This is a genomic window from Streptomyces aculeolatus, from assembly GCF_020400605.1.
In the GTDB taxonomy this organism is placed as follows: domain Bacteria; phylum Actinomycetota; class Actinomycetes; order Streptomycetales; family Streptomycetaceae; genus Streptomyces; species Streptomyces aculeolatus.
Map to the genome: position 1 here is coordinate 220046 of NZ_JAINRD010000011.1, position 10836 is coordinate 230881.

The 10836-nt window shown below is 76.2% G+C and carries 10 protein-coding genes; 1 reads left to right on the forward strand and 9 read right to left on the reverse strand.

Annotated features, from left to right (window positions below; translation table 11 throughout):
* Window positions 1-209: 209 nt before the first annotated feature.
* The 8 genes from recN to LG396_RS20300 all read right to left on the reverse strand — a co-directional run bounded on the left by recN (window position 210) and on the right by LG396_RS20300 (window position 8472).
* Window positions 210-1976 carry a DNA repair protein RecN gene (gene recN / locus LG396_RS20265; RefSeq protein ID WP_225795847.1) on the reverse strand — a complete coding sequence of 589 codons (1767 nt, stop codon included), beginning with the start codon at window positions 1974-1976 and terminating at the stop codon, window positions 210-212.
* Between the two features lie 145 nt (window positions 1977-2121).
* Window positions 2122-3015, reverse strand: coding sequence for an NAD kinase (locus LG396_RS20270; RefSeq protein ID WP_018837335.1), 894 nt, complete (start codon window positions 3013-3015; stop codon window positions 2122-2124).
* Window positions 3012-3827 carry a TlyA family RNA methyltransferase gene (locus LG396_RS20275; RefSeq protein WP_225795834.1) on the reverse strand — a complete coding sequence of 272 codons (816 nt, stop codon included), beginning with the start codon at window positions 3825-3827 and terminating at the stop codon, window positions 3012-3014. The genes LG396_RS20270 and LG396_RS20275 overlap by 4 nt, the downstream gene beginning before the upstream one ends.
* Window positions 3824-4411: a hypothetical protein gene (locus tag LG396_RS20280; protein WP_225795835.1), complete on the reverse strand. Its 588-nt coding sequence runs from the start codon at window positions 4409-4411 to the stop codon at window positions 3824-3826. Before LG396_RS20280 ends, LG396_RS20275 begins: the two co-directional genes overlap by 4 nt.
* Before the next feature lie 38 nt (window positions 4412-4449).
* The gene (locus LG396_RS20285; RefSeq protein WP_225795836.1) at window positions 4450-5292 is read right to left on the reverse strand and encodes an ABC transporter ATP-binding protein; all 843 of its coding nucleotides are present in this window, start codon (window positions 5290-5292) and stop codon (window positions 4450-4452) included.
* The gene (locus LG396_RS20290) at window positions 5289-6326 is read right to left on the reverse strand and encodes a FecCD family ABC transporter permease (RefSeq protein ID WP_037746425.1); all 1038 of its coding nucleotides are present in this window, start codon (window positions 6324-6326) and stop codon (window positions 5289-5291) included. The genes LG396_RS20285 and LG396_RS20290 overlap by 4 nt, the downstream gene beginning before the upstream one ends.
* Window positions 6323-7372, reverse strand: coding sequence for an iron chelate uptake ABC transporter family permease subunit (locus tag LG396_RS20295; RefSeq protein ID WP_078572759.1), 1050 nt, complete (start codon window positions 7370-7372; stop codon window positions 6323-6325). The genes LG396_RS20290 and LG396_RS20295 overlap by 4 nt, the downstream gene beginning before the upstream one ends.
* 50 nt (window positions 7373-7422) lie before the next feature.
* A complete protein-coding gene (locus LG396_RS20300; protein ID WP_225795837.1) occupies window positions 7423-8472 on the reverse strand; it encodes an HAD-IIA family hydrolase in 1050 nt (349 codons plus the stop codon).
* A gap of 75 nt (window positions 8473-8547) precedes the next feature.
* Between LG396_RS20300 and LG396_RS20305 the strand changes: the two genes are divergently transcribed.
* A complete protein-coding gene (locus tag LG396_RS20305) occupies window positions 8548-9819 on the forward strand; it encodes a DUF1015 family protein (protein ID WP_225795838.1) in 1272 nt (423 codons plus the stop codon).
* Window position 9820: 1 nt separating this feature from the next.
* On the opposite strand, the gene LG396_RS20310 is transcribed toward LG396_RS20305, so the two are convergent.
* Window positions 9821-10606, reverse strand: a complete 786-nt coding sequence (locus LG396_RS20310; RefSeq protein WP_225795848.1) for a tetratricopeptide repeat protein — start codon at window positions 10604-10606, stop codon at window positions 9821-9823.
* Between the last annotated feature and the right edge of the window lie 230 nt (window positions 10607-10836).

Here is a 10836-nt window from a genome sequence, read left to right on the forward strand (position 1 = left end):
CCCTTCCGGGCGACGCCCCGCACGCCCGTCGCGCGCCGGGAGGGCGCACGAAGGGGGCGGACAGCACGGTGCATTTCGCCCGACCACTCAGGTAGACGCACCGCGGAGGGGCCGGGTTGCCCCACGCCACCCGTTCGGCCCACACGCGACACCCGCACCGGGCGCAGCATCCGTGACACCGCCCGGCCCACCCGCCACGCGGCGCACCGCTACTCCGCGCCCGCGCGGGCCGCCGCGAGCAGCTCCTCCGCGTGCGCGCGGGCCGTCTCGGAGTCCTCCTGGCCCGCCAGCATGCGCGACAGCTCCCGCACCCGCGCCTCGCCGTCCAGGACGGTCACGCCGCTGCGGGTGACCGCGCCGTCGCTGGTCTTCTCCACCAGCAGCTGGCGGTCGGCGAAGGCCGCGACCTGCGGCAGGTGGGTCACCACGACGACCTGCGCGCCGCGCGCCAGCCGGGCGAGCCGGCGGCCCACCTCGACGGCCGCCTTGCCGCCGACGCCCGCGTCGACCTCGTCGAAGAGGTACGTCGGGACGGGGTCGGAGCCGGCGAAGACCACCTCGACCGCGAGCATCACGCGCGACAGCTCCCCGCCCGAGGCGCCCTTGGCGATCGCCCGCGGCGGGGCGCCGGGGTGCGGGGCGAGCAGCAGCTCGGCCTCGTCGACGCCCGTGGGCCCGTACGCGACGCGGCGGCCGTCGATCTCCAGCCCGTCGGCGTCCGCGGCGACCTCGGTGCGGCGCAGGTCGACGGTGACGCGGGCGTGCGGCATCGCCAGCTCGGTCAGCTCGTCGGTGACGGCGGCGCCGAAGCGTTCCGCCGCCTCGCCGCGCGCCTCGGTCAGCGCCTGTGCCAGCTCCGCCAGCTCGCCGCGCAGGGCGTCGCGCTCGGCCGTCAGCCCGTCGATGCGCTCGTCGTCGCCGTCGAGTTCGGCGAGCCGGGCCGCGCCCGCGTCGGCCCACGCCAGGACGGCGGACACGCTGCCGTCGCCGGCCTCTCCCCCGCCGGCGGCGGGTTCGCGGCCGTACTTGCGGGTGAGGTGGGTGAGCACCGAGCGGCGCTCCTCCACCGCGGCCAGCCGCAGCGGGTCGGCGTCGATGCCGTCGCCGTACGCGGCCAGCTCCTGGGCCACGTCGCCGAGGAGGATGCCGACCTCGGTGAGCCGGTCGGCGAGCCCGGCGAGCGCCGGGTCGTGGGCCTGGACGGCCGCCAGGGCGCGCTGTGCGCCCGCGACGAGGGTGCCGGCGTCGACGGCCTCGGGATCGGCGGGGTCGCCCGCGAGGGCGGCGTGTGCGGCGGCTGAGGCGGCGGCGAGGGCCTCGGCGTGGCCGAGCCGTTCCGCCTCCGCGGCCAGCTCGACGTCCTCGCCGGCCCGCGGCTCCGCGGCGGAGACCTCCTCCAGCCCGAAGCGCAGCAGATCGGCCTCCTGCAACCGCTCACGCGCCCGGGTGGTGATCTCGTCCAGCTCGGCGCTGACGGCGCGCATCCTGCGGTACGCCGCCGAGTACTTGGCCAGCGGCACGGCGACCGCGTCGCCCGCGTACCGGTCGAGCGCCTGCCGCTGCCGCGCGGGCTTCAGCAGCCCCTGCTGGTCGGTCTGCCCGTGCACGGCGACGAGGTCGTCGGCCAGCTCGCCGAGCAGCCCTACGGGGACGCCGCGGCCGCCCAGGTGCGCGCGTGAGCGGCCTTCGGCCGAGACGGTACGGCTGATGAGCAGGGCGCCGTCGTCCAGCTCGGCGCCGGCGTCCTCGGCCCGTACCGCGGCGGGGGAGCCGTCGCCCACGGCGACCCGGCCCTCCACGACGGCGGACTTGGCGCCGATGCGTACGAGCGCGGCGTCGGCCCGCCCGCCGAGCAGCAGCCCGAGGCTGGTGACGACCATGGTCTTGCCGGCGCCGGTCTCGCCCGTCACGGCCGTGAAGCCGGGCGACAGCTCGACGACCGCGTCGTCGATGACGCCCAGGGACTGGATCCGCATCTCCTCCAACACGGTACGACCATACGAGGTTCCGGCACCGGGTCGCGAGGGGCGTCGTGATCAGGACCCGGACCGGGGGCGCGGCCGACCGCCGGCGGCGGGCCCCCTCGGGGGCCCGGGGACCGTGCGTGGGACGGGCCGTGCGTCAGTTCGGCGCCCCGCGCCAGCCCGCCACCGGCAGCGCGAACTTGGCCACCAGCCGGTCCGTGAACGACGCGTGGTGCAGCCGCGCCAGCCGCACCGGCACCGCGCCGCGGCGCACCTCCACGCGCGCGCCGGACGGCAGGCCGACCGTGCGGCGACCGTCGCACCACAGCACTCCGTGCTGGTTCGTCGGCTGCACCTCGACCGCCAGGATGGAGTCCGGGGACGTCACGAGCGGCTTGGCGAACAGCGCGTGCGCGCTGATCGGCACCATGAGCAGCGCCGCGACCTCGGGCCAGACGACGGGCCCGCCGGCCGAGAAGGCGTACGCGGTCGAGCCCGTCGGCGTCGCGCAGACGACGCCGTCGCAGCCGAAGCGGGACACGGGCCGGCCGTCGACCTCGGTGACGACCTCCAGCATCCGCTCGCGGGCGGCCTTCTCCACGGACGCCTCGTTGAGCGCCCAGTCGACGTGCACGGTCCGGCCCTCGTTGCGTACGAGGACGTCGAGCGTCATCCGCTCCTCGACCTCGTACTCCTTCGTGACCACGCGGTCCACGACCTTGTCGAGGTCGTCCCGCTCGGCCTCGGCGAGGAAGCCCACGCGGCCGAGGTTGACGCCGAGCATCGGCACGCCGGACTTGCGGGCGAAGGCGGCGCCGCGCAGCAGCGTGCCGTCGCCGCCCAGCACGATCAGCAGCTCGCAGTCGTCCATCACCCCGGGGCCGGCATCCACCAGCTCCGCCTCCGGCGGCAGCGGCAGGTCGGCCGCCTCGTCGGCGAGCACGCGCACGCCTACGCCGGAGCGCAGCAGGCCGCGGACGACCAGCTCGGCGCTGCGGATCGCCGCCGGCCGGCCGGTATGCGCGAGCAGGAACACGGTGCGGTCTGTCATCTGGGCCCCTCCGCCACGGCACGTGCCACGTCCGCCGGGTCCAGCGCGGGCGCCCCGGCACGCAGCCACAGAAAATACTCGACGTTTCCCTTCGGCCCGGGCAACGGGCTGGCCGTCACCCCGAGCACGCCCAGCCCGAGGGCCGCCCCCTGCGCGGCGACCGCGCGCACGGCCTCGGCGCGCAGCTCGGCGCTGCGCACCACGCCGCCGCTGCCCAGGCGTTCCTTGCCGACCTCGAACTGCGGCTTGACCATGAGCACGAGGTCCGCGTCGGGCGTGGCGCAGCGCACCAGCGCGGGCAGCACGAGCCCGAGCGGGATGAACGACAGGTCGCCGACGACGAGTTCGGCGGGCTCGCCGCCGAGGTGGTCGAGCGTCAGCTCGCGGACGTTCGTACGGTCCCGGACGGTGACCCGCTCGTCGCTCTGCAGCTTCCACGCGAGCTGCCCGTAGCCGACATCGGCGGCGACGACGTGCGCGGCGCCGGCGCGCAGCAGCACGTCGGTGAAGCCGCCGGTGGAGGCGCCGGCGTCCAGGGACCGCCGGCCCGCGACGCGCAGCCCCTGCGGCTCGAACGCGGCGAGCGCGCCCGCGAGCTTGTGGCCGCCGCGGGAGACGTAGTCGGGATCGTCGTCGTCGGGGACGACGACGACGGCGGCGGACGTCTCGACCTGGGTGGCGGGCTTGCTGGCGACCATGCCGCCGACGGTGACGCGGCCGGCGGCGATGAGGCGCCCGGCGTGCTCGCGCGAGCGGGCCAGCTCGCGGCTCACCAGCTCGGCGTCGAGCCGGCGCCGCCGGGCACCGCTCACGGGTTCCCCGGCCGGTACGGGTGCGCGGGGCGGGGCGGGGTGGCGCCGGGCGGCGCGGGAGACGGCGCGGGCGGCGCGGGGCGGGCGTGGCCCTGGCCGTACGGCGCCTGGCCGGGGTTGGCGGGCGCGGGGCGTACTGGCGCCTGCGCGGGGCCGGGCCGGCCCTGGCCGTAGGGCCCGGGCGCGTGTGCGGGGCTTGCGTGTGCGGGGCCCGCGTGTGCGGGGCCCGTGGGAGCCGGCGGGGGCGGGCCCTGGGTGCGGTCCAGCTCCTCCAGCGCCTCGCGCATCCGGCCGTGGGCGTCCTCGTAGACCTCCAGGTGGCTGCCGGTCGGCAGCTCGTCGGCGTCGGCGAGGCGGTCGAGCGCGGCGTCGACGTCGGCGTTGCCGGTGGGCGTGCGCGCGACGCCGAGCGGCACGGGCCCGGTGTCCACCGGCTCGGGCTCGATCTGTTGGGATGCCCCGCCGTCCGGCTCCGCCGCGCCCCCCGCGCCGGGCTCCGGCCACCGCGGCGCCGGCTGCCGCGCGTACGGCGGCACGGCCGGGGTCTCGGGCTCCGCTGCGGGCATCGGCGTCGGCTCGCTCATGGCACAGACCGTACCCCGAACCACCGACAGGACCCCGGTCAGACCCAGCCGGCCGCCCCCGCCCGCGCCTTGCGCGCCGCCGGTACGACCAGCGGCGTGCCGGTCTCCGGGTCGGCGATCACCTGGCACTTGAGCCCGAAGACGCGCTCGACCAGTTCCGCGTCCACGATGTCGCCGGGCGCCCCCTCCGCGACGACCTGCCCGTCGCGCATGGCGATCAGGTGCGTGGCGTAGCGCGCGGCGTGGTTGAGGTCGTGCAGCACGGCGACCAGCGTGCGCCCCTGCGTCTCGTGGAGTTCTGCGCACAGGTCGAGGACGTCGATCTGGTGCTGGATGTCGAGGTACGTCGTCGGCTCGTCGAGCAGCAGCAGCGGCGTCTGCTGCGCGAGGGCCATCGCGATCCACACCCGCTGCCGCTGCCCGCCGGAGAGTTCGTCGACATAGCGATCCGCCAGCTCCCCGACGCCGGTGGCGGCCATGGACTCCTGGACGACCCGCTCGTCCTCCCGCGACCACTGCCGCAGCAGCCCCTGGTGCGGGTAGCGGCCGCGGGCGACGAGGTCGCCGACCGTGATGCCGTCGGGCGCCACGGACGACTGCGGCAGCAGCCCGAGCGTCCGCGCCACCTTGCGGGCCGGCAGCGTGCCGATCGACTCGCCGTCCAGCAGTACCGCGCCGGTGCGCGGCTTCAGCATCCGCGCCAGCGCCCGCAGCAGTGTCGACTTGCCGCAGGCGTTGGGCCCGACGACGACGGTGAACGAGGAGTCGGGCACGGCCACCGACAGGTGCTCGGCGACGACCCGGCTGTCGTAGGCGAGGGTGGCGTCGGCGGCGGCGAGACGGCTCACGGCGGGGCTCCTGTCCTGCGTACGGTCGTTCATATCCGGCCCGCCCGTCGTTCCGCGGCGAGCAGCCAGAGGAGGTAGACGCCGCCGAGCACGCCGGTGACGACGCCGACGGGCACCTGGTCGGCGCCGAAGGCGCGCTGCGCCCCCCAGTCGGCGACGATCAGCAGTGCGGCGCCCATGAGCGCGGCGGGCGCCAGGTTGGGCCCGGGCGCGCGGGTCAGCCGGCGAGCGAGCTGCGGCGCGGTCAGGGCGACGAACGCGACGGGCCCCGCGGCCGCGGTGGCGGCGGCGGTGAGCAGCACGGCGGCCAGCAGCGCCACGAGCCGCACCCGCTCGACGGGAACGCCCAGCGCGTACGCCGTGTCGTCGCCCATCTCCATCATCCGCAGCGGCCGGCCGCAGGCCAGCACGACCGGCACCAGCACCGCGCAGACGGCGGCCAGCGGCCACACGTGCGTCCAGTCCCGCCCGCCGAGCGACCCGGTGATCCACAGCGTGGCGCGGGCGGCGTCGACCAGGTCGGCCTTGGTGAGCAGGTAGTTGATGACGCCGGTGAGGATGGCGGCGGCGCCGATGCCGACGAGGACGAGCCGGTAGCCGGCCACGCCCCGCTGCCAGGCGAGCAGGTAGATCGCCGCCCCGGTCGCGATCCCGCCGGCGACGGCGCCGAACGCGACCGCCTCCGAGCCGCCCTTGAAGAGCACGATGACCACCAGCGCGCCCACCGCGGAGCCGTGCGAGATGCCGAGCACGTCCGGACTGCCCAGCGGGTTGCGGGAGACGGCCTGGAAGACCGCCCCCGCCAGCCCCAGCGCCGCGCCGACGAGCAGCCCCACGAGCACCCGCGGCAGCCGCAGTTCGCGGACGACGAACCGCTGCCCGGCGTCGCCGCCGCCGAACAGCGTGCGCACCACCTCGCCGAAGGAGATCGGGAAGTCGCCGGTGCCGACGAGGACCACCGCGGCGGCGAGCGCGGCGGCGGCCAGCAGCAGGCAGACGAGGAGTGCCCGCAGGTCGAGGCGTACGGACAGATCGCCCTTCGTGCCGCGTACGTTGAGCGTTCTCACAGCTGCGCCATCCTCCGGCGTCGTACGAGATGGATGAAGACCGGCCCGCCGACGATCACGGTGACGATCCCGACCTGCACCTCGGCGGGCCGGGCCAGCACCCGGCCGAGCACGTCGGCGGCGAGCAGCAGCACGGGCGCGAGCACGGCCGCGTACGGCAGGATCCAGCGCATGTCGGGGCCGGTCACGGCGCGCACCATGTGCGGGATCATCAGCCCGACGAAGATGATGGGCCCGCACGCGGCGGTCGCGGCGCCGCACAGCAGCGTGACGGCGAGCATGGCGAGCAGCCGGGTGCGGGCGAGGTGCGCGCCGAGTGCGCGGGCGGTGTCGTCGCCCATGGCCATGGCGTTCAGCGGGCGGGCGAGCAGCAGCGCGAGGGCGATCCCCGTGGCGAGGAACGGCAGCACCTGCCGGATGGTGGTCATGTCGGCGGAGGCGAGCGAACCGGTGGTCCAGAAGCGCATCTTGTCCAGCGCCGCGGTGTCCGTCAGCTCGACGGCGCGTACGTAGCCGAAGAGCGCGGCGGTCGCGGCGGTGCCGGCGAGCGCGAGGCGTACGGGCGTGGCGCTGCGGCTGCCGCCCAGGGCGTACACGACGACGGAGACGGCGGCGGCGCCGGCGAACGCGAACCAGACGTAGCCGGCGACGGAGGTGACGCCGAGGAAGCTGATGGCGCTGACGACGGCGGCGGAGGCGCCGGCGTTGATGCCGAGCAGCCCGGGTTCGGCGAGGGGGTTGCGGGTGAGGGCCTGCATGACGGCGCCGGAGAGGCCGAGGGCGGCGCCGGCGAGCAGGCCGAGGAGGGTGCGCGGGACGCGCATGTCGCGGATGACGACGTCGGTGTCGTTGCCGTCGTAGGCGAAGAGGCCGTGCCAGACCTGGTCCAGCGGGATCGGCTTGGCGCCGACGGCGATGCTGGCCACGCAGACCAGCAGCAGCGCGAGACAGGAGGCGGCCAGGCCCGCGGCGCGCGGGGAGAGCCACCGGCGGCGCGGTGGGGCGTCCTTGAACTCGGTGTCCGTACGGGGAGCAGCGTCGACCAACACGCAGTTAGGTTAGCCTACCCTGATCAGAGGGTGGAGTGGGCGGACACTCACAGACCAAGGCGCACGAGTGCCTTCCCCGGGTCGAGGCCGCAGGAGCCCTCCCCCGCGTACGTCCACGCCGCCGCGCACAACGCCCGCAGCCCGTCGAGCGGTTGCCCCTCGCCGTCGAGGCGCAGCTCCGGCTCCGCAGCGCGCACGGACGCGCTCCAGCCGCCGCACCGCGCGACGGGTCCCGCGTAGCCGCCGGCCATCGCCACCTCCGGCTGCCCGTCCGCCAGCGCGCGCAGATCGGCCGCCACATACGCGGGCCGGTGCCGCGGCCCGGCCGCCAGCAGCTCCGCGGGGCCGGTGACGCCGGTCAGCACCAACAGCGCGTCGACGCCGCCGTTGTACGCGCCCTCGATGTCGGTGTCGAGCCGGTCGCCGACGACCAGCGGCCGCCGCGCCCCCGTCCTGATGACCGTCTCCCGGTGCATCGGCGGCTGCGGCTTCCCCGCCACCCGCGGCTCGGCACCGGTGGCCAGCCGCACCACCTCCAGCGCCGCGCCGTTGCCCGGCGCGATGCCTCGCGGCGTCGGAATCGTCAGGTCGGCGTTCGACGCGAACCACGGCACCCCGCGCTGCACCGCGAACGCCGCCTCCATCAGCCGCCCCCACGGCATCGCAGGACCGCCGTGCCCCTGCACCACCGCCGCCGGCTCGTCGTCCGCCGACTCCACGGCCACGAGCCCGCGCTCGCGCAGCGGCCCGTACAGCCCCTCCCCGCCGACCACCAGCACCCGCGACCCCGGCGGCACCGCCTCGGCCACCAGCCGCGCCACCGCCTGCGCCGAGGTGATCACGTCCGCCGGCTCCGCGGGCACGCCCATCGCCGTCAACCGGCCGGCGACGGCGGCCGCGGGGCGGGAGGCGTTGTTCGTCACGTACGCCAGCCGCATGCCGCGCGCCTTCGCGCCGGCCAGCGCGTCGGCGGCGTGCCCGACGGCCGCCCCGCCGATGTAGACGACGCCGTCGAGGTCCAGCAGCGCCGTGTCGTACGCCGTGCACAGCGGCTCCGCACAGGCGTCGGTGCGGGTCCTGACGGGCTGGCTGATCACGGCGGCGGCTCCTCGGACGGGCGATATCTACGGCTCGATCATCGCGCATCGGCCGCGGCGCATACGATCCGGTCCATGCAGCGTTCACCCGGTCTCGACCTCCGGCCCTTCCGCGGGCTGCGCTACGCGCCGTCCCGGGTGCGCAGCCTCGCCGCCGTCACCTCCCCGCCGTACGACGTCGTCGTCCGGCCCGACGGCCTGCACCACCTGGAGACCGCCGACCCGTACAACATCGTCCGCCTCATCCTCCCCCAGGCCGCCGACCCCGCCACCCGCCACCGGCTCGCCGCCGACACCCTGCACCGGTGGCGTGCGGAAGGCGTGCTCGTACCCGACCCGCAGCCCGCGCTCTACGTCTACGAGCAGCGCAAGGGCGACCTGCTGCAGCGCGGCGTCATCGGGCTGCTGGCGCTCAGCGAGCCGGCGGAGGGCGTGGTGCTGCCGCACGAGGACGTGATGGAGGAGATCGTCGCCGACCGCGCGGGCCTGATGCGCGAGACCGCCGCCAACCCCGAGCCGCTGCTGCTGTCCTACCGCAGCGGCGGCGCGGCCACCGGCACGGCGGGCGTCGTCGCCCGCACGACCGCGCTCACCCCGCTGCTGGCCACGACGACGGAGGACGGCTTCGCGCACCGGCTGTGGGCGGTGACGGACCCGGCGGAGATCGAGACCGTACGCGCAGACCTGGCCCGGCGGCAGGCGCTCATCGCGGACGGACACCACCGCTGGGCGACGTACCTGCGCCTACGGGCCGAACACCCGGCGCGACCGGGCGAGCCCGGGCCGTGGGACTACGGGCTGGTCCTGCTCGTCGACACGGCCCGCCACCCGCTCGTCGTCCGCGGCATCCACCGCGTCCTGCGCACGCTCCCGCCCGCCGACGCCCTGCGCCTCCTCGGCGGCGACGCCCGCGTCCGGCCGCTCGACGCCGCGCTGCCCGCGGCACTGGCGGCCTTGGAGGAGACGCCGGGCAACGCCTTCCTGCTGGCGGGCGGGGACGGCCTGCACCTGGTCGACCGCCCGGACCCGGGCCTGCTGGCCCGTACGGTACGCACCGGCCTCCCGGAGGCGTGGCGCACCCTGGACGCGACCGTCCTGCACGCCACGCTCATCGACCACGTCTGGCAACTCCCCGACGACCCCGAGCACATCGGCTACCTCCACGACGCGGCGGCCGCCGCCGCCCAGGCGGTGCGCCTGGGCGGGACGGCGGTGCTGATGAAGCCGGTGCCGGAGGAGGCCGTACGGGAACTCGCGCGGGACGGGGTCACGATGCCGCGCAAGTCCACGTCGTTCGGCCCGAAGCCGGCCACGGGGCTGGTGCTGCGGGCGCTGGACCTGGGGTGAGTCAGGGGCGGAGATCGTCGTCGTCGCCCGCGGGGTCGTCGTCGGTGAAGTCGACGTCGCTCACCCCCGGCTCGCCGGCCGGCTCGCCGACAACAGCCGTCTCCTCGACGGCGGCCTCGCCCTCTTCGCCCGCCTCGTCGTCCTCCGCCTCCGGGTCGAGCGCGTCGGTGAACTCGATGCCGTCCAGCTCGGCCAACCTGTCGGAGGCGTCCGTGAGCCCGTCGTGGTCGGCCTCGACGGCCTTCGCGAACCACTCGCGCGCGTCCTCCGCACGGCCGACCTCCAGCAGCGCGTCGGCGTAGGCGTACCGCAGCCGCGCGGTCCACGGGTGCACACCGGTCGACGCCAACTCCGGGCTCTGCAAGGTGACGACGGCGGCGTCGGGCTGCCCCAGGTCGCGCCGCGCCCCGGCGGCGACGAGCCGCATCTCGACCTGACCGGCCTTGTCGAGCCGCTGCACCTCGGGCTCACCGGCCATCGCCAGCGCCCGCTCGGGCCGCCCCATACCCCGCTCGCAGTCGGCCATCACCGGCCACAGGTCGGGGCGCCCGCTCATCCGCCGCGCCGCACGGAACTCGGCCAGCGCCTCCTGATACCGCTCCGTGTGGTACGCGGCGAAGCCGGCGGCCTCCCGCACGGCCCCGACGCGCGACGCGAGGCGCAGCGCGACCTTGGCGTGCTCGTAGGCCCTGGGAGCGTCCTCGTCGAGCAGCCGGGCGACCATGACGAGGTTCTTTGCCACGTCATCGGCAAGCGTCTTCGGCAGGCTCAGCAGCTCCTGCCGCACGGACTTGTCGATCTCCATCCCGGTGACGTCGTCGGGGATGGAAAGCCGCCGCACAGGCGGCCGCTCCCCCTCACGCCGAGGCGCCCGCCGGTCATCACGCCGCTCGAACCGCGCCCCACCCCCGTAGCCGTCACGCCGGGGCCCACGGGAGCGGTCGTCGTCGCGCCGGAAATCGCGACGAGGACGGTCGTCATCACGCCGGGGCCCACGGGGCCGGTCGTCGTCACGGC

Coding starts and splice junctions, on each gene's coding strand:
- recN (WP_225795847.1), bottom strand. CDS start 1,976: ATGCGGATCCAGTCCCTGGGCGTCATCGACGACGCGGTCGTCGAGCTG.
- LG396_RS20270 (WP_018837335.1), bottom strand. CDS start 3,015: ATGACAGACCGCACCGTGTTCCTGCTCGCGCATACCGGCCGGCCGGCG.
- LG396_RS20280 (WP_225795835.1), bottom strand. CDS start 4,411: ATGAGCGAGCCGACGCCGATGCCCGCAGCGGAGCCCGAGACCCCGGCC.
- LG396_RS20285 (WP_225795836.1), bottom strand. CDS start 5,292: ATGAACGACCGTACGCAGGACAGGAGCCCCGCCGTGAGCCGTCTCGCC.
- LG396_RS20305 (WP_225795838.1), top strand. CDS start 8,548: ATGCAGCGTTCACCCGGTCTCGACCTCCGGCCCTTCCGCGGGCTGCGC.